The organism is Peptoniphilus ovalis, from assembly GCF_018919265.1.
GTDB classification, from domain to species: domain Bacteria; phylum Bacillota; class Clostridia; order Tissierellales; family Peptoniphilaceae; genus Peptoniphilus_A; species Peptoniphilus_A ovalis.
On the sequence record NZ_JAHLQO010000001.1, the window covers coordinates 18,016 to 40,679 of the forward strand.

The 22,664-nt window shown below is 33.2% G+C and carries 18 protein-coding genes and 1 other annotated feature; of the genes, 2 read left to right on the forward strand and 16 right to left on the reverse strand.

Translation table 11 applies throughout. The annotated features are described in order from the left end of the window. The first annotated feature begins 24 nt into the window (after window positions 1–24). Complete coding sequence (gene htpG / locus KQI68_RS00105; RefSeq protein WP_216547882.1) at window positions 25–1,875, forward strand: molecular chaperone HtpG; 1,851 nt, start codon at window positions 25–27, stop codon at window positions 1,873–1,875. 561 nt (window positions 1,876–2,436) lie between these two features. Here the strand turns inward: htpG and KQI68_RS00110 are convergent. From KQI68_RS00110 to KQI68_RS00165, 12 genes are all read right to left on the reverse strand, one after another. Then, on the reverse strand, window positions 2,437–2,886 hold the full coding sequence (locus tag KQI68_RS00110) for a VOC family protein (RefSeq protein ID WP_216547883.1): 450 nt from the start codon (window positions 2,884–2,886) through the stop codon (window positions 2,437–2,439). A 43-nt stretch (window positions 2,887–2,929) separates the two neighbouring features. Next, window positions 2,930–3,124 (reverse strand): hypothetical protein, encoded by a 195-nt coding sequence (locus KQI68_RS00115; protein ID WP_216547884.1) that lies wholly within the window; start codon window positions 3,122–3,124, stop codon window positions 2,930–2,932. Window positions 3,125–3,236: 112 nt separating this feature from the next. Then, window positions 3,237–4,343, reverse strand: a complete 1,107-nt coding sequence (locus KQI68_RS00120; protein WP_216547885.1) for a M20/M25/M40 family metallo-hydrolase — start codon at window positions 4,341–4,343, stop codon at window positions 3,237–3,239. An 8-nt stretch (window positions 4,344–4,351) separates the two neighbouring features. After that, window positions 4,352–5,020 (reverse strand): hypothetical protein, encoded by a 669-nt coding sequence (locus KQI68_RS00125; protein ID WP_216547886.1) that lies wholly within the window; start codon window positions 5,018–5,020, stop codon window positions 4,352–4,354. Between the two features lie 10 nt (window positions 5,021–5,030). Beyond that, the gene (locus tag KQI68_RS00130) at window positions 5,031–5,732 is read right to left on the reverse strand and encodes a DUF5058 family protein (RefSeq protein WP_216547887.1); all 702 of its coding nucleotides are present in this window, start codon (window positions 5,730–5,732) and stop codon (window positions 5,031–5,033) included. A gap of 204 nt (window positions 5,733–5,936) precedes the next feature. Continuing rightward, window positions 5,937–6,659 carry an amino acid ABC transporter ATP-binding protein gene (locus KQI68_RS00135; protein WP_216547888.1) on the reverse strand — a complete coding sequence of 241 codons (723 nt, stop codon included), beginning with the start codon at window positions 6,657–6,659 and terminating at the stop codon, window positions 5,937–5,939. Continuing rightward, on the reverse strand, window positions 6,652–7,329 hold the full coding sequence (locus tag KQI68_RS00140; protein WP_216547889.1) for an amino acid ABC transporter permease: 678 nt from the start codon (window positions 7,327–7,329) through the stop codon (window positions 6,652–6,654). Before KQI68_RS00140 ends, KQI68_RS00135 begins: the two co-directional genes overlap by 8 nt. Window positions 7,330–7,387: 58 nt before the next feature. Beyond that, a complete protein-coding gene (locus tag KQI68_RS00145) occupies window positions 7,388–8,242 on the reverse strand; it encodes a transporter substrate-binding domain-containing protein (RefSeq protein ID WP_246541190.1) in 855 nt (284 codons plus the stop codon). Window positions 8,243–8,385: 143 nt separating this feature from the next. Next, complete coding sequence (locus KQI68_RS00150; protein ID WP_246541191.1) at window positions 8,386–9,186, reverse strand: L,D-transpeptidase; 801 nt, start codon at window positions 9,184–9,186, stop codon at window positions 8,386–8,388. Window position 9,187: 1 nt separating this feature from the next. Then, a complete protein-coding gene (gene uvrA / locus KQI68_RS00155; RefSeq protein WP_216547890.1) occupies window positions 9,188–12,004 on the reverse strand; it encodes an excinuclease ABC subunit UvrA in 2,817 nt (938 codons plus the stop codon). 14 nt (window positions 12,005–12,018) lie between these two features. Further along, window positions 12,019–13,998, reverse strand: a complete 1,980-nt coding sequence (gene uvrB, locus KQI68_RS00160; RefSeq protein ID WP_216547891.1) for an excinuclease ABC subunit UvrB — start codon at window positions 13,996–13,998, stop codon at window positions 12,019–12,021. A 21-nt stretch (window positions 13,999–14,019) separates the two neighbouring features. Next, window positions 14,020–15,630 carry a gamma-glutamyltransferase family protein gene (locus KQI68_RS00165; RefSeq protein ID WP_216547892.1) on the reverse strand — a complete coding sequence of 537 codons (1,611 nt, stop codon included), beginning with the start codon at window positions 15,628–15,630 and terminating at the stop codon, window positions 14,020–14,022. 259 nt (window positions 15,631–15,889) lie between these two features. On the opposite strand from KQI68_RS00165, the gene KQI68_RS00170 reads away from it, so the two are divergent. Next, window positions 15,890–17,356 (forward strand): C69 family dipeptidase, encoded by a 1,467-nt coding sequence (locus KQI68_RS00170; RefSeq protein WP_216547893.1) that lies wholly within the window; start codon window positions 15,890–15,892, stop codon window positions 17,354–17,356. Window positions 17,357–17,917: 561 nt separating this feature from the next. Here KQI68_RS00170 and leuB read toward each other — a convergent pair. From leuB to KQI68_RS00190, 4 genes are read right to left on the reverse strand one after another with little or no spacing between them, the layout of a single operon-like run. Further along, entirely contained in the window at window positions 17,918–18,997 is a 1,080-nt protein-coding gene (gene leuB / locus KQI68_RS00175) for a 3-isopropylmalate dehydrogenase (protein ID WP_216547894.1), read from the reverse strand. Beyond that, window positions 18,990–19,475 carry a 3-isopropylmalate dehydratase small subunit gene (leuD, locus tag KQI68_RS00180; RefSeq protein ID WP_216547895.1) on the reverse strand — a complete coding sequence of 162 codons (486 nt, stop codon included), beginning with the start codon at window positions 19,473–19,475 and terminating at the stop codon, window positions 18,990–18,992. Before leuD ends, leuB begins: the two co-directional genes overlap by 8 nt. Next, window positions 19,475–20,755, reverse strand: coding sequence for a 3-isopropylmalate dehydratase large subunit (gene leuC / locus KQI68_RS00185; protein ID WP_216547896.1), 1,281 nt, complete (start codon window positions 20,753–20,755; stop codon window positions 19,475–19,477). The genes leuD and leuC overlap by 1 nt, the downstream gene beginning before the upstream one ends. A gap of 21 nt (window positions 20,756–20,776) precedes the next feature. Further along, window positions 20,777–22,297 carry a 2-isopropylmalate synthase gene (locus tag KQI68_RS00190; RefSeq protein WP_216547897.1) on the reverse strand — a complete coding sequence of 507 codons (1,521 nt, stop codon included), beginning with the start codon at window positions 22,295–22,297 and terminating at the stop codon, window positions 20,777–20,779. Window positions 22,298–22,349: 52 nt separating this feature from the next. Then, window positions 22,350–22,555, reverse strand: a binding site (T-box leader). Between the last annotated feature and the right edge of the window lie 109 nt (window positions 22,556–22,664).

The following is a 22,664-nucleotide window of genomic DNA, read 5'->3' on the forward strand; positions in this document are numbered from 1 at the left end:
AGTGCTAATTAGAAAGGTGATCAAATGAAAAAGAAATACAATGCACAAACTGAAAGATTAATGGATCTAATGATTCATTCTATATACACAAATAAAGAAATATTCTTGAGAGAATTAATATCTAACGCATCTGATGCAATGGATAAGATGTACTACATTGCATTAAATGACAAGGATGTTAAATTCGATCACGATGATTATTACATTAGAATTGAAGCTGACAAAGATAACAGAACTATTACTATTTCTGATAATGGTATTGGTATGACTGAAGATGAGCTTGTTGAAAACTTGGGTACTATTGCAAAGTCAGGCTCTCTTGATTTTAAAAATGAAAATGAAAAATCTGAAGACCACGAAATAATTGGTCAATTTGGTGTTGGTTTTTATTCTGCCTTTATGGTTGCAGATGAAATTGAAGTTTTAACTAAGTCATACAAAGAAGATGAGGCACATATTTGGAAATCAAAGGGTGCTGATGGCTACACAATTGAAGATGCTAAAAAAGATGATCATGGTACAAGTATTAAACTTCATCTAAGAGAAAACACTGAAGATGAAAACTATGACGAATTCCTAGATGAATACAGAATTCGCGAGCTTGTAAGTCACTATTCAAACTACATCTCATATCCAATTAAGATGAAGGTCAACAAGAAAAGACCTGCAGCCGATTCAACTGATGACGACCCTAAGTTTGAAGATTATACAGAAGATGATGTGCTTAACTCATCTGTGCCAATGTGGAGAAAAAATAAAAATGAATTAAAAGAAGAAGACTACAACAATTTCTTTAAGCAAAGACATTTTGGATTTGAAGATCCTCTTGCCCACATTCACATTAGCGTTGAAGGAGTTATTTCCTTTAAGGCAATTTTGTACATTCCTTCAAGAAGACCTTTTGACTTCTACAATCCTGACAAGAAATCAGGACTTGAACTATATTCAAATGGCGTGCTAATAATGAATAAATGCGAAGATTTACTCCCAGATTATCTTTCATTTATAAAGGGTGTTGTTGATTCTGAAGATATTTCATTAAATATATCTCGTGAAATGCTACAAAAAACTCGTGAGCTTGAAATTATTAAGAAAAATCTTGAAAAGAAAGTTCTTGCTGAACTTGAAAAGATTCTTAAAAATGACAGAGAAAAATACGAAGAATTCTTTAAAAACTTTGGAGTTGTATTAAAATCTGGAGCTTATGAAAACTACGGTGCCGATGCAGATAAATTAAAAGATTTATTTATCTATCCATCTACAAAAAGAGATTCAGTTACATTTGCAGAATATAGAAAAGATATGAAGCCAGATCAAGATTTAATCTATTACGCAAATGGCGATTCAGCTGATGAAATTAAAAAACTTCCTCAAATTAAATCATTTATAGATAAAGACATTGAAGTTCTTATTTTAAAAGATGCAATTGATGAATTTGTAATTAAGATGATTGACGCATATGATGAAAAAAAATTTAAATCAATTTCTGAAACTTCAGCAGATGAAAAGGATGATAAAGAAGAATCACCTGAATATATTAAAAATATGAAAGAACTTTTAAAAGATGAAGTTGTAGAAATCAAGGAAAATAAAAATCTAACAGATGATGCAGCTTACCTCTCAAGCAAGGGCGAAGTTTCCATCGATATGGAAAAAACTTTTAAAAATATGCCAGGAAACCAAGGATTCAAGGCACAAAAAGTACTTGAACTAAATCCAAATCACCCAGCAGTAATGAAACTAAAAGAACTTTCAAAAGATGATGAAAAATTTAAATCTTATACAAATTTACTTTACAACGGCGCAAGACTTCTCGCAGGGTTATCAGTTGAAAATAAAATAGATTTTGTTAAGGAAATTTCAAAATTAATGTAAGAATATAAAAATTAAGACCACTTCAACGAGTGGTCTTTTTTGATGGATAAATGTAAGTACATCTGCTTTAAAAATTCTAAAGTTTTATAAACTTCTCAATGCCTAGAGGACAGCCCCTTTTTATCAATTTAATTTTTAATTAATTAAATTTTCTAAAGATTACATTTTTCTATTATTAACAAGGGACAGCCCTCTACATCTAAGTACTTCTAATTTAAAAATTCATTAGCTTTTCAGACTTCTCGATGCCTAGAGGACAGCCCCTTTTTATCAATTTAATTTTTAATTAATTAAATTTTCTAAAGATTACTTTTTCTATTATTAACAAGGGACAGCCCTCTACATCTAAGTACTTCCAATTTAAAAATTCAAAAGTTTTTCACACTTCTCAATACCTAGATAACAGCCCCTTTTTATCAATTTAATTTTTAATTAATTAAATTTTCTAAAGATTACATTTTTCTATTATTAACAAGGGACAGCCCTCTTTTTTTGCCCCTCCAAGCCTCCTCAAAACATCTTGACGCCGCTGAAAGTACAAAAATAAAACCCTTGCTAAATTTATAATTCTTCAATTGCCTCTAATATATTGCCATCGGGATCGTAGAAGTATATTGCTTTACTCTTTCCAAAGCCATCTCCTGTCATATCAAATTCTTGTGGTTCAGAGATTACTTCAATTTTATTTTCTACTAATCTTTCATAGAACTTTTCTATATCATCTACTCCAAAACAAATTTCAGAAATTGATGTTTTAAATAGGGATGGTTTATCTTTTTCTACTTCTAAGCTTTCATATTTTATAAGTTCCAATGTTGGTCCATTTGAATCTTTGGGTTTTAAATATGCAAGGCTTACATATAAGTCTTTTGCATCAAATAATTTATCTGTGCTTTCGCCTTCCATATGTGTTCTTCCAATAAATTCAAGTTCTAATACATCTCTATAAAATTCAATTGATTTTTCTAAATCTGTTACAGTTACTCCAATGTGTGCAAAATTTTTAATCATTTGTACCTCCTATTAATTACATACCCCATTAAAAAATAATAATTTATGATTTAAATTTTTTGCTAAAATAAGCCCCTAAAACAATGCTTATCCAGTAAGCAAATTCACCAATTATAGTTATAATAATTAAATTTATGTAATTTTCTTTATTTTCTTTAAAATTTAAGAGCGCCAAGGTTATCCAAAAAAGTAAAAAAATAATATTTAAATAAATTCCTCGTTTAATGATATATTTCATATTTACTCCAAATAATTCATAAATAATAATTCTTATCATATATTTTATTACATCTTCACTGATAAATCAAAATCTGCAATTAAAAAGAGCTGTCATGGAACAGCTCATATTTTTAAACTTCTAGATAATCTATTAATGCCATTGTTGTTTTAAATAAATCATCTAATACTATATATTCTTCTTTTGTGTGGACTTTTTCCATTCCCACTCCAACTATAAGTGAGTTAAATCCTTCCTCTGCAAAGAAGTTTGCATCAGATCCTCCACCTATTACAACTTCTTTTGCATCTACGCCAACATTTTTATATGAGTTTAAGATTTCTTTTGAGAAGCTCATATCTGTTGGCCTAAGTGCTGGATAGTCAAGCGTCTTTTCAAATTCATAATTTTCTGTAAGATTTTTTACAATATTTTCGTATTCATCGAGAATTTCAAATACATGGTCTTCATCATGACCTCTAATTTCTCCAGAAAACTCTACATAATCTGGCACAACATTGCTAGGGAAGTCAGATGAAATTTTTGAAATATTTGATGTTGTAAATTCATCTATTCTCAAAGTCCTAAACTGAGATAGAGCCTTAGCTGCAAGTATTATTGCACTAATTCCCTTTTCAGGTTCTATCCCTGCGTGAGCAGATTTTCCTCTTATTTTAAATGTAAAGGAATATGATGTCGGTGCCTTGTATGCAACTTTGTCACAAGATCCAGCATTATCTACTACTATCATATTTTTTGCAGGATTCATATTTTTATAAACTTCATCCCAATTAATATTTCTTGCTCCAAGCATTCCAACTTCTTCGCCCGGTGTAAATATTGCATAAATATCTCTGTGTTTAATATTATTTGTAATTATATGATAAATTGCATATAGAATAGCTGCAACTCCACCCTTGTCATCTCCGCCAAGAGTAGTATTTCCATCAGTCTTCCAAATTTTATCATCTTTAATAATTTTTAAATCTTTATTAGGTTCGATTACATCCATATGACTTGAAAATGTAACTCCCTCGCCTTCGCCCTTAAAGTGAGTAAAAATTGTAGGTGCATTTCCGCCGTATTTATCATAAGATTTGTCTAAATAAATTTCTCCGCCAAGCTCTTTTACAAAGTCGATAATGTATTTTGCTACATTTTCCTCTTTATATGAAGGTGAGTGAATCATTAATAATTCTTCAAAAATTTCTAAGAGCTTTTCTTTGTTAAAGTTTTTCATAATTCCCCCTATGAATTCTTGTTAATTGTTTCAAGTTGAGTTCTTGCAAAAAATATTGATGAGAAAACTGTCACAAGTGTAATTAAGAATGTTGCATTAAATGGTATAAGTGCAACTATCTTTGACATTACAAAAGCAATGACAAGTGCAAAAATTCCTGTTTTAAATGATTTTACAGAAAATTGTGCAAAGATTCCTCCATAAAGTGCAGGAATAATTAGTGTTAAAACTTCTTTGATATTTTCTGGAAGATTAACTATTACAGTTTGTGCAAAAATTGTAGAAACAATTACAAAAAATGTCGCAACATAAATTGAAACTGCAATTCCCATTGTTCCCATCATTGATCCTTCGTCTGTTCCTTGTTTATATCCTGATCCTGCAATTGCAGATACTGCTGCAGGTATTTTTAAGTTTACACTGTTTCCAGAAAGAATTGACATATAAAGTCCTGCGGCTCCAACTATTGGATAGTTAGCAATTGGTTCTGAAAAATAAAATGCTCCTGAAACTGAAATTTGTGAAATTGCCCCAGTTATAATTGCTGTAATTCCTGGATTAAATCCGAAGTAAAATGTCATTAGCATTGGTGGAAGAAGTACAGCTATCATACCTAGTACCATAGATAGTCTTCCAAAATTGTGAATTGATTTAGAAAATTTTTCGTAAGCTGTCATTTCATACCTCCTAAAATATTAATTGAGACGCAATTGCACCGATAAACATTGCAAATGTAAGTCCCCAGTCTCTAAGCCATGTGTATTTCTTACCAAGTTTTTGGCAGATAAACATAATTATAAAACCAAAAACAGTTGCAAAAGTAACTTTTGGATTTGTGCTAACTTTTGAAATATTATCTACGCAAAAGTATGCGAAAGCTCCTAGCATTGCTCCAACAGAAACTGCTGGAAGAAGTGCTTTTCTTCCTCCTGTAAGCACATGGTTAACTGATTCCATTTTATGACCAAATAAAACCATAAATATTAGCCAACCCATTACTCCAAGTGCTGGAGTCCAAAGGGCATTTGTAAACACTATAGGATCCATTGTTGTAGCAAGTTCTGCTCCCATTGCCTTTGCACCAAAGTTTGCAGCCATTGTTTCATAATTTGTTCCACCGATAACTGACATTCTAAGTGCAGTTACTGGTGCTCCTAATGTAACTATAAGTGCTAGTATTGAGCCACAAATTCCAAGTGCTGGTCCAATTGATGCTACAAGTGCTGTTGTAACACCTTTTCTAATTCTCTTTTTGTCCATTCCCATCTCTTCAGATGCCTTAAGTGCCTTTCTTAGTAAGTATGTTCCTTGGAACAACACTAAGATAATTCCCACTGAACATGCGATATACATCAGTGGATGATTTGCATAAAACCATTGATCTTTCATTTTCCATCCCTTTCTTTTTTTGAAATTTATATTTAGTTTAACACAATAATTATTGTGTTAAAAATAAATAACATGTTAATATATTTAAAATTTGTTTAATTCTGGATACAAAAAAAGATGCTGCAAATGCAACATCTTTAAAATATTTTCTATATATGGACATTCCCATATAAATCTCAAGACTAATCTTTCGATTTACTACCATTATAAAACTTTTGCCAAGAAACTTTTTGTTCTCTCGTTTTGTGGATTTCCAAATACTTCTTCTGGTCGGCCTTCTTCTACAATATATCCGCCGTCCATAAATAGTATTCTGTCTCCAACTTCTCTAGCAAATCCCATTTCATGAGTTACAACTACCATAGTCATACCATCATGAGCAAGGTCTTTCATTATATCAAGAACTTCTCCTACCATTTCAGGGTCAAGTGCAGAAGTTGGCTCGTCAAAAAGCATTACCTTTGGATTCATTGCAAGGGCTCTTGCTATTGCAATTCTTTGCTTTTGTCCGCCTGATAGCGAATTTGGATAAGAATCTCTCTTATCAGGTAGTCCAACTCTATTTAAAAGTTCCATTGCCTTTTTTTCTGCTTCTTCTTTAGATTGTTTCTTAACAAGTGTTGGCGCAAGTGTGATGTTGTCAATTATATTTAAATTGTTAAATAGGTTAAAGTTTTGGAATACCATTCCCATATCTTCTCTAACCTTGTTGATGTCAATGTCCTTTGTTGTTATTTCTTTATCGTCTACATAGATGTGGCCCGATGTTGGCTCTTCAAGTAAGTTAAGACATCTTAAAAATGTGGACTTACCCGAACCCGAAGGTCCAATGACTACAACTACTTCGCCATCTTTAATTTCTTCATCAATTCCCTTTAAGACTTCTAGAGAGCCAAAGGATTTTTTTAATTTTTCAACTTTAATCATTTGCTAGTCTCCTTTCTAAAAGTCCAAGAGCCTTTGATAAACTAAATACCATTATAAAGTATACAACGGCTGTAAATACAAATGGTCTTACGAGTTCATAAGATCCTGATGATATACTTTTACCTGCATACATTAATTCTCCAACACCTACAGTGTATGTTATTGATGATTCCTTTATAAGTGTTATAAATTCATTTACTAGAGCTGGTAAAATATTTTTAATTGCTTGTGGAAGTATAATATTTTTCATCGCTTGATTTTTGTTAAGTCCAAGTGAACGAGCTGCTTCCATTTGTCCCTTATCAATTGAATTAATTCCCGCTCTTATTATTTCTGCAATATATGCTGCAGAGTTAAGTGATATTGAAAGAGAACACAAGAACATTGGTGCTGTAAGTAGTGTGAAACTTTCAGGAATTATTTTCTTTAGTCCAAAGTATACAATCATAATTTGAACTAGCATAGGGGTTCCTCTAACAACTTCTATATAAATGCTTGAAAGTATATTTAATATCTTTACTTTTGAAGTTTTCATAAGAGCTAGACATACACCAAATGTAAATCCCAGGATTACACCTATAAAAGAAAGCTGAACTGTCGTTATTGCTCCATTTAAATAGGCTGGAAAATATCTCTCTATGAAACTAATTTGATTTGCTATAAATTCCATAATTACCTCAATTCCTAAAATAAAAAATTCCCCACATGATGTAGGGAATATTTAGTTACTATTTTGCAGCTTCCTTGTTAGATAGTTCAATATACTCATCAATCCATTTGTCGATTTGGTTTGAATCTTTTAATCCTTTAACTACTTCTGAAATAGCTTGAGTTAAGTCATCATTTCCTTTTTTAACAGCTACTGCATTTCCATCTTCTTTTGGAAGACCAATATCTCCAACTATTGCAAGACCATCTGCAATGTTTACAAATTGCTTTGCTGGAAGTTCAGAAAGTAGTGCAGCATCTATGGACTTGTTTTTAAGTTGCTCGATAATAACATTGTTAAGATCGAATCCCTTGCAATTGTCTCCAAATTTTTCTAATCCATATTTTTGTTGGATTGTTCCAAGTTGAGTTCCAACGATTTTTCCATTTAGGTCATCAACTGTTTTATATTTGTCTTTATTTTCTTCTAAAGTTACAATTACTTGATCCCCACTGAAATATGGTTCTGAAAAATCAACTTGCTCTTTTCTGTCAGCATCAGCTTGCATTCCTGCAATTACCATGTCAACATCTCCAGCCTTAAGAGAACCAATAAGTCCTTCAAAAGCCATGTTTTTAACTTCAAGTTCAACTCCTAGAGAATCAGCAATAGCCTTTCCTAGTGCAATATCAACTCCGACAAATTCTTCCTTGCCATTTTGGAAAGAAATCCATTCCATTGGAGGGAAGTCAGCTGAAGTACCCATTACAATTTTACCCTTTTCTTTAATGGCATCAATTGTAGGTCCCGTTGCTGTTACTTCAACTTTAACCGCTTCTTTAGCTTCTTCTGCAGGTGCTTCTTCTTTTTTGCCACAACCAAATAATAGAGTAGCAGCCATAAGTATAATTGCAATGTTAAATATCTTCTTCATAATAATCCTCCTTTTAAGTACAATGTCTTGGATTTTTGCCCAAGACATTTAAAATAATATTTTATAAAGATAAATTACAGTATATTATAAAGGAAAAAATATCCTAATGCAATGATTTTTTTATTCTTTTTCACTTTATATGATTAAAACTCTAATAATTCTCCTGCATTTACTTTTTCAATTTGCATCATAGGATCTTCGACAGATTTTTCTACTGGTTTTTCAACTGGCTTTGGTGCAGGCTTTTCTTTCATAATTCTTGAGTATTGATAAAGTCCCCAAGATTCTAATTCATTATCTGTTCCAAGCCAAACTGGTGCTCCAACAGGAACTATTGGGAATACATAATTTTCTATGTCGTAATTAAACATTCTAATGCATCCATTGGAATAATACCCTCCAATTTGATGAGGTTTAATATTTCCATGAATTCCGTATCCATTTTGTCCAGGAATTCTAAGACCCATCCATCTCTCTCCAAGTGGATTATTTGGATCATCTGCAGCAACTGGAGTGTATTTACCTCCCATGCCGCCCCATGCAGGGTTTTTGTGTTTGTTTTGCATTTTCGCCTTTGCACTAGGTGTTGGTGTTGCATTTGTCCCAAGTGTTACTGGGTACTTGCCTTGTGATTTTGAACCCTTGTATAATGTTAAAGTTCTTCTAGATTTATTAATTGCAATCCAATATCCCTTAGAAGGCGGATTTTTTATTTCATCATATGCTTCGTAATTTTCCGTGTAAAGAGCAGTCTTTGTCTTTTCATCAAGAGTTCCAGTGACAGGCAAATTCATAAGCGCCTGCCATCTCTTTAACTCATCTCTTCTCTCAACACCTGATTTATCCATAAAATTATTTTGTCTTACAAATCCCTTTGCAAAGGCAAAGTTTGATATGCAAGCTAAAAATACTGTTAAAAATATAATTTTTCTAATATTTTTCAAATTAATCCTCCAATTTTGGCTTTAAAAACTTTCCAGTAAAGGAGTCTTCACAATTTACTATTTCTTCTGGAGTTCCAGTAAATACAATTGTTCCGCCGCCATCTCCACCATCCGGTCCTAAATCAATTATATGATCAGCACATTTAATTACATCTAAGTTGTGCTCAATTGTAATTACAGTGTTTCCCCTTTCAACTAATTCATCTAGCACTTTTATAAGTTTGTTAATATCTTCAGCGTGAAGTCCAGTTGTAGGCTCGTCTAAGATATAAATAGTTTTACCAGTTGGTCTTTTTGAAAGCTCTGTTGCAAGTTTAACTCTTTGTGCTTCTCCACCTGATAATGAAGTTGATGATTGACCAAGTTTAATATAAGAAAGTCCAACATCTCTTAGCGTTTCAAGTTTTCTTAGGACTCTCTCATGATTTGCAAAATAGTCAATTGCTTCATCCACTGTCATTTCTAAAACATCAGAAATATTTTTGCCCTTGTATTTAACTTCAAGAGTTTCTCTATTGTATCTCTTGCCCTTACAAACTTCACAAGGCACGTAAACATCTGGCAAGAAGTGCATTTCGACCTTTAGGATTCCATCTCCCTTACAAGCTTCACATCTTCCGCCCTTCACATTGAAGGAAAATCTTCCCTTTTGATAGCCCTTCATCTTTGCTTCATTAGTATTTGCAAAAATATCTCTTATCATGTCAAAGGCACCAGTGTAAGTTGCTGGGTTTGAACGAGGAGTTCTACCAATTGGAGATTGGTCAATATCTACAACTTTATCTACATTTTCAAGTCCTTCAATGCTTTTATACTTTCCAGGTTTTATTCTAGATTTATTTATTTTTTGTGCAAGACTTTTGTATAAAATTTCATTGACAAGAGATGACTTACCTGAGCCTGAAACCCCTGTGACAACTACAAATTTTCCAAGTGGAAATTCAACATCCACATTTTTTAAATTATTTTCAGCTGCTCCAATTATTTTAATTGACTTGCCGTTTCCCTCACGTCTTTTCTTTGGAACTTCAATTTTCTTTCTGCCACTTAGATAAGCTCCCGTAATCGATTCAGAAACTTTCATTATCTCTTCCGCAGTTCCTTGGGCGACTATTTTTCCTCCATTAACTCCAGCAAGTGGTCCAATGTCTACGATTTGGTCAGCTGCAAACATTGTGTCTTCATCATGCTCTACAACAATTAAAGTGTTGCCAATATCAGTCAAATCTCTAAGAGATTCTAAAAGTTTTGAGTTGTCTCTTTGGTGAAGTCCAATGCTTGGCTCGTCAAGTACATAGATTACGCCAACAAGTTGGGAGCCAATTTGTGTTGCAAGTCTAATTCTTTGTGCTTCTCCACCTGAAAGTGTGCCTGCCATACGTGAAAGTGAAAGGTATTCAAGTCCAACATTTAATAAAAATTCAAGTCTTGATTTAATTTCTTTTAAAAGTTCCTCTGCAATTATTGATTCGCTCTTTGAAAGTTCAAGCTCATCAAAGAATTTAAGGGATTTGTCTATTGATAGCTCTGTTAGTTCATGAATGTTTAGTCCTCCAACTTTTATTGCAAGTGAGGAGCTTTTAAGTCTTGTGCCATGACATTTAGGACATGGTACTTCTTCCATAAATTCATCGATTCTATCGAGCATTCTATCGGAACTTGATTCAGTATATCTTCTCTTTAAATTTTTTAAAATTCCTTCAAAGCCACCGGAATACTTTTTATTTCCAGAGAAATAAGAATTAAAAGTAAAGGAAAGTTTACCGTCATATCCGTGTAAAATTGCATCCATAAATTCTTTTGGTGCATTTTTTATCGGCTCTTTAGTGCTAAAATCAAACTTTTTAGCAATATGAGCAATTATTTCATAATAATAAGTTCCTTTAGAATTTGAGTAACATGCAACTGCACCTTCATCTATTGAAAGTTCTTTGTTTGGAATTACTAAATCTTCTGAAACTTCTTTGGAAAATCCAAGTCCCTTACATTCATCACAAGCTCCAAGCGGAGAGTTAAATGAGAAGGATCTTGGAGTAACTTCTTCTATAATAATATTGCAGTGAGGGCAAGCAAGTTTTGTGGAAAAAATCATATCTTCCCCATCAATTACATTTACCTTTGCAATCCCTTCGCTCATATTTGTTGCAAGTTCTAAAGAATCTGCAAGTCTTGACTGGATTCCTTCTTTTACAATAATTCTATCTACGACAATATCTATATCGTGATTTTTATTTTTATCAAGTTCGATTTCATCAGAAATATCCATCATTTCGCCATCGACTATAACTCTTAAAAAGCCTTCTTTTTTTATTTTTTCAAAAACTTTTTTATGTTGGCCCTTTCTGTGTCTTACAATTGGAGAAAGAATTTGAATTCTAGTTCTTTCTTCAAGTTTTAAAATATCATCTACCATTTGGTCAATTGTATAGGATGAAATTTCTTCTCCACATTCAGGACAAAAGGCATGACCAACTCTTGCATACAAAAGTCTCAAATAGTCATAAATTTCTGTAACAGTACCCACAGTGGAACGTGGATTTTTTGATGTAGTCTTTTGGTCAATTGATATAGACGGACTCATTCCCTCTATATAATCAACTTCAGGCTTATCCATTTGTCCAAGGAATTGTCTAGCATAGGAAGACAAGCTTTCTACATATCTCCTCTGTCCCTCTGCATAAATTGTATCAAAGGCAAGAGATGACTTCCCGGAACCTGATAAACCTGTGAAAACTACAAATTTATTTCTAGGAATTCTAAGGTCAACATTTTTAAGATTGTTGACCCTAGCACCCTTTACTATAATATCGTCTTTCAATTAAACACCTCTATCTAAATTAGAGCTTCTTTTTTCTTCTCTTTTAATTCGTTGATTTTATCTCTAATTTCTGCAGCCTTTTCGAAATCAAGTTCTTCTGCTGCCTTGTACATTTCAGGTTTTAGAGCTTCAATCATTTCATTTAATTCATCTTTTGTAAATTCAGCATCATTTGCTTCAAAGTCTAGTTCTTCTTCAGCGGCAATTGTTGTGTAGATTACATCTCTTACACTCTTTTCAATTGTCTTTGGAGTTATATTGTGCTCTTCGTTGTACTTTTGTTGAATTTTTCTTCTTCTTGCAGTTTCATCAATTGTTATTTGCATTGAGTTTGTAATTTCATCTGCATACATTATAACTTTTCCGCCCACATTTCTAGCAGCACGACCTGCTGTTTGAATAAGTGATGTAACTGAACGAAGAAAACCTTCCTTGTCTGCATCAAGTATTAAAACTCTTGAAACTTCTGGCAAGTCAAGACCTTCTCTTAAAAGGTTTATACCTACTAGCACGTCAACTTTTCCAAGTCTTAAATCTCTTATTATCTCCATTCTTTCAAGAGTGTCAACATCTGAGTGCATGTAAGTTACTTTGTACCCAATTTCTTTTAAATGCCTTGACAAGTCCTCTGACATTTTCTTTGTAAGAGTAGTTACAAGGACTCTTTCTTTTCTCTCAAGTGCTCCATTTATCTCATTAATTATATCATCAATTTGATTTTTAATTGGTCTAACTTCTATAATTGGGTCGAGAAGTCCTGTTGGCCTAATGATTTGTTCAACTTGCTGCTCAGTGTGTTCAAGTTCATAAGGACCAGGAGTTGCAGACACGTAAACGCATTGATTCATCATTGATTCAAATTCAGTAAATCTAAGCGGTCTGTTATCCAATGCTGAAGGTAGTCTAAATCCATAGTCAACTAGAGTTTGCTTTCTCGATCTATCTCCATTAAACATCCCTCTAATTTGTGGAATTGTCTGATGGGACTCGTCAATTATTGTCATAAAATCCTTAGGAAAATAGTCAATTAATGTATATGGTCTTGAATTAGGAGCTCTTCCTGATAAATGTCTTGAATAATTTTCTATCCCAGAGCAAAATCCCATTTCATCAAGCATTTCTAAATCGTATCTCGTCCTCTGTTCAAGTCTTTGCGCTTCTAGAAGTTTTTCTTGATCTTTAAGTTCTTTAAGTCTTTCTTCAAGCTCTTCTTCAATTGTAACAATGGCTCTTTTTACTTTTTCTTCTGAAGTTGCGAAGTGAGATGCCGGAGTGATAAAGGCGTGATTTAAGTATCCAATCACTTGCCCTGTAAGTGCATTAACTTCAGTTATTCTATCTATTTCATCTCCGAAAAATTCTACTCTTATGGAATTTTCAGAAGATGCAGCTGGAAAGATTTCTAAAATATCTCCCCTAACTCTAAAAGTTCCACGGGTAAAATCATAATCATTTCTAACATATTGAATGTTTACAAGCTTAGTCATTATTTCGTTTCTGTCTCTAATCATTCTAGGTCTTAGAGAGATTGCCAAATTTTCGTAATCAATAGGGTCTCCCAAACCGTAGATACATGAAACAGAGGCTACAATTATTACATCTTTTCTCTCAAATAAAGCCATTGTGGCAGAGTGGCGAAGCTTATCTATTTCATCATTAATTGATGAATCCTTTTCTATAAAGGTATCAGTCCCAGGCACATAAGCTTCTGGTTGGTAATAATCGTAGTATGAAACGAAGTACTCAACTGCATTTTCAGGAAAAAATTCCTTAAGTTCTGAGCAAAGCTGATAGGCAAGAGTTTTATTATGTGCAATTACAAGTGTTGGCTTTTGAACTCTTTCAATAACATTTGCCATTGTAAAAGTTTTACCAGAACCTGTAACTCCAAGTAAATTTTGATGCTTATATCCCTTATTTATTCCATCTACTAATTTATCTATTGCCTGAGGTTGATCCCCAGTTGGTTTGTAATCTGAATGCAATTTAAACATTAAATCACCTTTTTTCTATTATTAATAAGCAAAAATATTTGAATCCGTTCTTTTTTCTGTGGCACCCATGTAAACATCGCCATTTTTTAGAATTATTTGACCTCTTCCCATATTTTTAAAATCATCTATTACATTGACATCGTGGCCAAAACTTTTTAGCTCTTCTATAAAATCCTTTGAAAAGTCACACTCAACATCTACGCTATTATCTTTGTTCCACATAACTCTTGGTGCATCAAGTGCAGCTTGTGGATTTAAATTAAAGTCAATCATATTCATCAACACTTGCACATGTGCTTGTGGCTGCATAAAAGCTCCCATAATTCCAAAAGCTCCAAGGGCTTCTCCATTTTTTGTCAAAAATCCAGGAATTATTGTGTGATAAGGAAGCTTTCCTCCGCAAAGTGAATTTGCAAGTCCCTTTTCAAAGTAGAAATTTGCAATTCTATTATTAAGTGCAATTCCAGTGTTCGGAACAACTACTCCTGACCCAAAACCTGAGTAGTTTGACTGAATCATGGAGACCATATTACCATATTTATCTGCCGTTGCAAAATAAACTGTGTCAGATGATTTGATGAGAGGACTTTTTGGAATTTGTGCAAAATCTGTAATGTCTTTTCTTCTCTTTTCTGCGTATTCATCTGATAAAAGTTCTTCCACTGTGATTTGCATATCATTAGGATCAGATACATATGCCTTTGCATCAGTAAGAGCGAGCTTAATTGCTTCTATTATCTTGTGATAAGTTTTGGCATCTCTATTTTTAAATTCATAATTTTCTAAAATATTTAAAGCCATTAAAACAGAAATTCCGTGTCCATTAGGTGGGATTTCCCACACATCTATTCCTCTGTAATTTGTTGTAATTGGCTCAACAAAACATGGCGAATAGTTCTTTAAATCATCTGTATTTAAAAATCCGCCTAAACTTTCTACATTCTTTGAAATTTTTTCTGCCAATTCTCCTATATAAAAGGACTCGCCTTTTGTGTCTCTAATTTCTCTTAAAGTGTTTGCAAAATCTTGGCATTTAAAAACTTCTCCAGCTTTTGGTGCATTGCCATCAATTGTAAAAGTTTTTAAAAGCTCATCATAGTCCTTTTCATTGCAGGCATTTTTGGCATCTCTATATTTTTTTATTTCTTCTCCCCAAAGATATGCAATTTGTGGTGTAACTGCAAATCCTTCTTCTGCGTATTTGATAGCAAGTTCAAAGATTTCATCAAGAGGTTTTGTTGCAAACTTCTCATGAAGCTTCATAAATCCACCGATTAGCCCTGGAGTGTTAATTACATTTGCTCCAAGATGAGGCATCTCTTTGCAGCCGCGATTAATTAATTCATCTATTGAAATATTTTTTGGACTTCTTCCCGATGCATTTATTCCATACATTTTCCCTTGATACCAAATAATTGCAAACATATCGGAACCAAGTCCATTTCCCGTTGGTTCTACAACTGGTAGAGTAATCGAAGCAGCAAGAGCAGCGTCAATTGCATTGCCACCATTTAAAAGCACCTTCGCTGCAGCTGATGTTGCATAAGGCGATGAAGTGGCAGCCATTCCCTCTCTTCCAAAGATTACTCTTCTCGTTGAAGGGTAAGGATATTTATTAAAATCAAAATTCATTTCTTCACTCATTTCATAAAAATTCACTAATTTAATTTTATAATTAAATGGTAATAAATTCAAACTTTAAAGGTCTTAGATACTTATTATACCCATTAAATATATTATTAAATATTTGTTCAATACAATCTCAGATTTTAATCCCCTTTATTTTTTATTAAATTGAGTTATAATTTATATATAAGATTTGATAAAAGTTATCAATAATCTTTATCAAAATTTTCTAAATCAAACATTTAAAAATAAAAAGGAGAATACTATGTGTACAACTATTCTTGTAGGAAAAAATGCTAGCTATGACGGTTCAACAATAGCAGCTCGTATAGAAGATTCTTCTGCTACAATGTTTAAAGCAAAAAAATTCATTGTAGTAAACCCAGAAGACCAACCAATAAATTATAAATCTGTGAGAACAGATTGCGAAATTAAATTACCCGACAATCCACTTAGATACACTTGCCTACCAAATGTAAATAAATGGCGTGGTGTATGGGGATGTTGTGGAGTAAACGAAAAAAATGTATCAGTTTCTGCAACAGAAACTTCAACAACTAATGAAAGAGTACTTGGAGCTGACCCTCTTATTGAATTTAAAGAAGGCGAAATCAAAAAAGGTGGCATTGGTGAAGAAGATATTGTAGCAATTGTCCTTCCATATATTAATACTGCAAAAGAAGGAGTAATTCGTCTTGGCAATTTACTTGAAGAGTACGGAACTTACGAAAGCAATGGAGTAATATTTCAAGATGTAGATGAAATTTGGTACCTAGAATCCATTGGTGGCCATCACTGGCTTGCAAGAAAAGTTCCTGATGATGCTTATGTAGTAAATCCTAATCAATTTGGCATTGACAGATTTGATTTTGAAGACGCACTAGGAGAACAAAAAGAATATATGTGCTCACCTGATCTTAAAGAATTTGCTGAAAAACATCATTTAGATTTAAGTTTAACTGATGAATTTGATCCAAGATCTGCTTTTGGATCTGACACTGCAAATGACCATGTTTATAACACTCCAAGAGCATGGGTTATGCACAGATATTTTAACAAAAATAATTTTGAATTTGATGGAGAATATGCTGACTACAGACCAGACAGCAATGACCTTCCATGGGCAATGGTTCCCGAAAAGAAAATTACCATTGCTGATGTAAAGACAATTATGTCAAACCACTACGAAGAAACTCCATATGATCCTTATATAAAACATGGAGACAAATCTCAAGCTGGAAAATTTAGACCAATTGGAATCAACAGAGATGATGTGCTTGCAATTGTTCAAATTAGACCATATATGCCTGAAGAAATAAGATCAGTTAAATGGCTTGCCTTTGGTTGCAATGTGTTTAATGCAATTGTTCCATTTTACTCAAATGTAAAGGACACTCCAGCTTATTTAAAAGATACAACTCTTACTCCAACAACAGAAAACTTCTATTGGATAAATAGACTAATTGCTTCAATGTCTGATTCACATTTTTCAGAAACAGGCGCTGCAAGAGATGCTTATCAACTAGAAGTTCACTCAAAGGGTTGTGAAATTTTAAATAAATACGATGAAGAATTCTTGAAAAATAAACCTGAAAATGTAGAAGGACTTTTAGAAAAAGCTAATGAAGAAATGACTGAATATTTAAAGACTAGAACTACTGAATATTTAGACGAAGTCCTATTTACTTCAAGTATGCTTATGAAGAATGCTTTTTCTAGATCTGATGCTTAAATTTATGAATTGAGGCGCTAGTTTTTGCTAGCACCTTTTTTTATTTTTGAAGTTTTAGGGCAGTCCCAAATTTTATTTATTTTTTATTTTTATTGCTTTTATTTTACTTAAAAATTTATTTTTTAAAAAAGTTTGGGACAGTCCCCATGCTGTTGCTCACTTCTTTGTGAGGTTTTGGGACAGTCCCCATGCTGTCGCTTACTTTTTTATTTTTGAAATTTTGGGGCAGTCCCAAATTTATTTATATTTTTATTTTTATACTTTTTATTTTAATGAAAATTTATTTTTTAAAACAGTTTGGGACAGTCCCCATGCTGTTGCTCACTTTTTTATTTTTCTTTTCATTATCTTTTTACTTTATTTTTTAGATTCAATAGATAGCTTTCTAAATCCTTCTATTCCACGGCATTAAAAAAGAGAGCTTATGCAAAGCTCTCCTTCTAACATTTTAAATCTTTTTTTAATAGGTTTCGTCCTATATTAAATTTTTAACATTTTAAATCTTAGGTATTCGTCCTAATTATTTATTTTTTTAATGGGACAGTCCCAAAATTAAATCCATTATTTTCTTATAATCTCTATAATCGCCTCCGTTATTTCACTACATTTTACAAAGTCTTTCCCGCTGGAAATGTCTTTTGTTCTCAAATTATTATCTAAAACTTTTTCAACTGCATTTCTAATTGTTTCTGCTTCCTTTTTCATATCAAAGGAATATTCAAGCATCATTGCAGCTGATAGTATTGTACCTATTGGGTTTGCCAAATCCTTGCCTGCTATATCTGGAGCAGATCCGTGAATTGGCTCATACATATTTACTCTGCTTACTCCAATAGAAGCTGATGGCTGCATGCCAAGTGAGCCCGTAATCATTGAAGTTTCATCAGATAATATGTCTCCAAAAATATTATTAGTTAATATTACATCAAATTGACTTGGATTTGCTATAAGTTGCATACTACAATTATCTACATACATGTAGTTAACTTCCACTTCAGCAAAGTATTTTGCAATTTCTCCAATTACTTTTCTCCATAGTTTTGATGAATCTAGAACATTTGCCTTGTCTACAAGAGTTAATTTTTTTCTTCTCCTCATTGCAGTTTTAAAGGCGTATTTTGCAATTCTTTTTATTTCATTTTCATTGTATTTTTCAATATCGTAAGCAGTTCTTATTCCGTCTTCTTCATAAGTTTTTCTTTCGCCGAAATAAATTCCGCCCACAAGTTCTCTTACTATTATTAAGTCAATTCCCTTTTCAACAATTCTATCTTTAAGAGGCGAATCATCTTTAAGTGCCGCATAGATTGTTGCCGGTCTTAGATTTGCGTATAAATCCAATTCTTTTCTCAATTTCAAAAGTCCTTGCTCAGGTCTTTTCTTTGGATCGACTTCATCAGAATCCCACTTAGGACCTCCGACTGCTCCAAGAATTATTGCATCAGAATTTTTACAAACTTCAAGAGTTTCATCACTTATAGGTGCTCCCTCGTTGTCGTAAGCAATTCCTCCCACAAGTCTTTCTATAAAATTAAACTCTTGTCCGAATTTCTTTGCAATTTCTTCGAGAACTTTCACTGCAGAGTCTACAATTTCTGGTCCAATTCCATCGCCCTTTAAAAGGACAATATTCTTACTCATGATTGTTCTCCTTTACGAAGTTAACAAGTCCACCTTTTTTAAGAATTTCATCCATAAATTCTGGAATTATTTGAGCCACATACTCTTCATTTTTTGTTTTGTTTTTTATAATTCCTTTTTTGTAATCTATTTCTATTTCATCGCCAGCTTCGATTTTTTCAGATGCTTCTTTTGATTCTAAAATTGGAAGTCCAATGTTAAAGGCATTTCTGTAAAAAATTCTCGCAAAGCTTTCTGCTATTACACATTCAATTCCAGAAGTTTTAATTACAAGTGGAGCATGCTCTCTTGATGAGCCTGAGCCAAAGTTTTTGCCAGCAACTATAAAGTCGCCCTTTTCTACTTTATTTACAAATTCTCTGTCAATGTCATACATTGTGTACTTTGCAAGTTCCTCTGCATCAGAAGTGTTAAGATATCTTGCAGGAATAATTACATCTGTATCAACATTGTCGCCATATTTAAAAACTTTTCCCATTATTTTTCTCCCCCTATTTCTTCTGGACTTACTAATTTACCTGCAACTGCAGATGCTGCTGCAACATATGGACTAGCCAAGTATATTTTTGAATCTTGGTGACCCATTCTTCCAACGAAGTTTCTATTAGTAGTTGAAACGCAAACTTCTCCTTCTGCAAGGATTCCCATGTGACCGCCTAGACAAGGTCCACAAGTTGGCGTTGAGAACACGCATCCTGCATCGATGAAAATATCTGCAATTCCTTCAGCCATACACTCTTTAAAAATCTTTTGAGTTGCTGGAATTATAATACATCTAACGTCGTCTGCAATCTTTCTTCCCTTTAAGATTTCTGCTGCTTCTCTCATGTCCTTCATTCTTCCATTAGTACATGATCCAATAACTACTTGGTCGATTTTAATTTCTTCTTTGACTTCATCAACTGTCTTTGTGTTTTCAGGAAGATGTGGGAAAGACACTGTAAGCTTTAACTCACTTAAATTAATTTCAATAACTTCTGTGTATTCTGCATCAGCATCAGCTTCAAACTCTTTCCAAGAATTTTCAGCCACTCCGTGATTTATCATATATTCTCTAGTTTTATCATCAACTGGAAAGATTCCGTTTTTTGCACCAGCTTCAATTGCCATGTTACAAATTGCAAGTCTGTCGTCCATTTCAATTGAGTGAACACCTTCTCCAGTAAACTCAATAGATTTGTATCTCGCTCCATCTACTCCAATTTTTCCAATTAGATGAAGGATTAAGTCCTTTCCTGACACGTACTTTGGAAATTCGCCAGTTAAATTAACTTTAATTGCACTTGGTACTTTAAACCAAGCTTTTCCAGTTGCCATGCCTGCTGCCATATCAGTTGAGCCTATTCCTGTTGAGAAAGCTCCAAGAGCTCCGTATGTGCAAGTGTGTGAGTCGGCACCAATTATTACATCTCCAGCTTTTACAATTCCCTTTTCTGGAAGAAGAGCGTGTTCTACACCTGACCTTCCAACTTCATAGAAGTGAGTGATGTCTTGCTCCTTTGCAAAGTCTTTACAAGCTTTAACTTGCTCAGCTGATTTAATATCTTTTGCCGGTACAAAGTGGTCCATTACAACAACAACCTTGTCCTTGTCAAAGATTTTTTCTTTTTCCATTTTTCTAAATTCATTTATTGCAACTGGTGTTGTAATATCATTTCCAAGCACTATGTCAAGATTTGCCATGATAAAGTCATCTGCTTTTACAGAATCTCTTCCTGCTGCTTGTGCCAAGATTTTTTGAGTCATTGTCATTCCCATAATTTTTCCTCCCAAATAGATTTATATTATTTCTTTTCTTCTCTCGCTAAAATATTCCATGTGATTGACTGCATTTATATATGCATCAATACTTGATTTAATTATGTCATTGGAAAGTCCCTTGCCTGAGTATTTTGAACCATCCTTTGAAATAATAATTTTTGTTTCGCCAAGTGCATCTCTTCCCTTAGTAACAGAATTGATTTTGAAATCTTCTAGTGTAATTGATCCTCCGAATAATTTTCCTAAACTGTCGAAAGCTGCATCAATTGGTCCTCTTCCTGATCCAACAACTTCAGTTTCTTCATCATCTTTTGAAACTTTGATAATTGTCTTTGAATCTTTTCCTTCACTTGTAGTTGTTTGATAATCAAGAAGTTTGTATCCGCCCTCAACTTTTGCCATTTCACCAATCATTAATGCTTCAATATCTTCATCAAAGATTTCTTTCTTTTCATCTGCAAGATTTTTAAATTTATCGAAAATGATGTTTAATTCTTCATCACTTATTGTATAGCCAAGTTCTTCGATTTTATCTCTAAGTGCATGCTTGCCTGAGTGTTTGCCAAGTACAAGATTTGTCTTTGTAAATCCTACTGACTCTGGTGTCATAATTTCGTAAGTTTGTTGATTTGCAAGCATTCCATGTTGATGTATTCCCGATTCGTGAGCGAAGGCATTTGCACCAACTATTGCCTTGTGAGGTTGAACTTTAACACCTGTAATAGTTTGAACAAGGCTTGATGCCCTTGCAATTTCTGTAGTCTTTATATTTGTCTTGTCTTTGTATACGTCGTATCTAGTTTCAAGAGCCATAACCACTTCTTCCATTGCTGTGTTTCCAGCTCTTTCCCCAATTCCATTAATTGTACATTCGATTTGATTTGCCCCTGCCATTACACCTGCAAGTGAATTTGCAGTTGCCATTCCAAGGTCGTTGTGGCAATGAACTGCAAGAGTTATGTCATCAATTCCCTTTACATTGTCCTTTAAAGCTTTAATCATCTTGTAGTATTCAAAAGGTTCAGTGTATCCAACTGTGTCAGGGATATTTACATTAGTTGCTCCAGCTTCTATTGCTGCTTCAACCATTTCAATTAAGAAGTCGATATCTGTTCTTGTTGCATCTTCACAAGAGAATTCAACTTGATCGCAATAGCTTTTAGCATGTTTAATTGCTTCGATTGCCATATTTTTACATTCTTCTCTTGTAATTTTTAATTTGTATTCCAAATGAATGTCAGAAGTTGCTATAAAAGTGTGAATCATTGGATGTTTTGCATGCTTAACTGCATCCCATGCAATGTCGATATCTTTTTTAGTCGCTCTTGAAAGTGAAGCGACTGTTGCATTTTCTACGACTTCGGCAACTTTAGAAACCGATTCAAAGTCTCCCTTACTTGAACAAGCAAATCCAGCTTCGATAATGTCAACACCCATCTTGTCCAGTTGTCTTGCAATTTGTAATTTTTCCTCTAAATTCATTGAACATCCTGGAGATTGTTCGCCATCTCTAAGTGTCGTATCAAATATTTTTATCATTTTCTTCCTCCCAAACATTTAAAATTAAGTATAAAAAAACGTCTCTGCAAAATACAGAGACGAAAGTTCGCGTTACCACACTGTTTCCCATAATAAATTATGAGCACTCAAATCTTTAAGGCAGATATACCTCACTTCTTACTGATTTCAGAAATGAACTGTAATAGGCGAGAAATTATTTTTCCAGACTGCTGACTTTCACCAACCGTTAGCTCTCTAAAAGTCGAAACAAATAATGCTCCTATTAATTAGTTTAATTAATTATAAATTGTATTAGTAAATAAATTACTGATACTTTGTAAAATTATTGTATAATTTTCATACAATCCTTTTTTTGATGTTAGAAAGTATTTTAACACAGAGAAAA

What these genes read in the sequence shown, in the direction of transcription:
- htpG (WP_216547882.1), top strand. Translation starts at nt 25, where the DNA reads ATGAAAAAGAAATACAATGCACAAACTGAAAGATTAATGGATCTAATG.
- KQI68_RS00110 (WP_216547883.1), bottom strand. Translation starts at nt 2,886, where the DNA reads ATGATTAAAAATTTTGCACACATTGGAGTAACTGTAACAGATTTAGAA.
- KQI68_RS00115 (WP_216547884.1), bottom strand. Translation starts at nt 3,124, where the DNA reads ATGAAATATATCATTAAACGAGGAATTTATTTAAATATTATTTTTTTA.
- KQI68_RS00120 (WP_216547885.1), bottom strand. Translation starts at nt 4,343, where the DNA reads ATGAAAAACTTTAACAAAGAAAAGCTCTTAGAAATTTTTGAAGAATTA.
- KQI68_RS00125 (WP_216547886.1), bottom strand. Translation starts at nt 5,020, where the DNA reads ATGACAGCTTACGAAAAATTTTCTAAATCAATTCACAATTTTGGAAGA.
- KQI68_RS00130 (WP_216547887.1), bottom strand. Translation starts at nt 5,732, where the DNA reads ATGAAAGATCAATGGTTTTATGCAAATCATCCACTGATGTATATCGCA.
- KQI68_RS00135 (WP_216547888.1), bottom strand. Translation starts at nt 6,659, where the DNA reads ATGATTAAAGTTGAAAAATTAAAAAAATCCTTTGGCTCTCTAGAAGTC.
- KQI68_RS00140 (WP_216547889.1), bottom strand. Translation starts at nt 7,329, where the DNA reads ATGGAATTTATAGCAAATCAAATTAGTTTCATAGAGAGATATTTTCCA.
- KQI68_RS00145 (WP_246541190.1), bottom strand. Translation starts at nt 8,242, where the DNA reads ATGAAGAAGATATTTAACATTGCAATTATACTTATGGCTGCTACTCTA.
- uvrB (WP_216547891.1), bottom strand. Translation starts at nt 13,998, where the DNA reads ATGTTTAAATTGCATTCAGATTACAAACCAACTGGGGATCAACCTCAG.
- KQI68_RS00165 (WP_216547892.1), bottom strand. Translation starts at nt 15,630, where the DNA reads ATGAATTTTGATTTTAATAAATATCCTTACCCTTCAACGAGAAGAGTA.
- KQI68_RS00170 (WP_216547893.1), top strand. Translation starts at nt 15,890, where the DNA reads ATGTGTACAACTATTCTTGTAGGAAAAAATGCTAGCTATGACGGTTCA.
- leuB (WP_216547894.1), bottom strand. Translation starts at nt 18,997, where the DNA reads ATGAGTAAGAATATTGTCCTTTTAAAGGGCGATGGAATTGGACCAGAA.
- leuD (WP_216547895.1), bottom strand. Translation starts at nt 19,475, where the DNA reads ATGGGAAAAGTTTTTAAATATGGCGACAATGTTGATACAGATGTAATT.
- leuC (WP_216547896.1), bottom strand. Translation starts at nt 20,755, where the DNA reads ATGGGAATGACAATGACTCAAAAAATCTTGGCACAAGCAGCAGGAAGA.
- KQI68_RS00190 (WP_216547897.1), bottom strand. Translation starts at nt 22,297, where the DNA reads ATGATAAAAATATTTGATACGACACTTAGAGATGGCGAACAATCTCCA.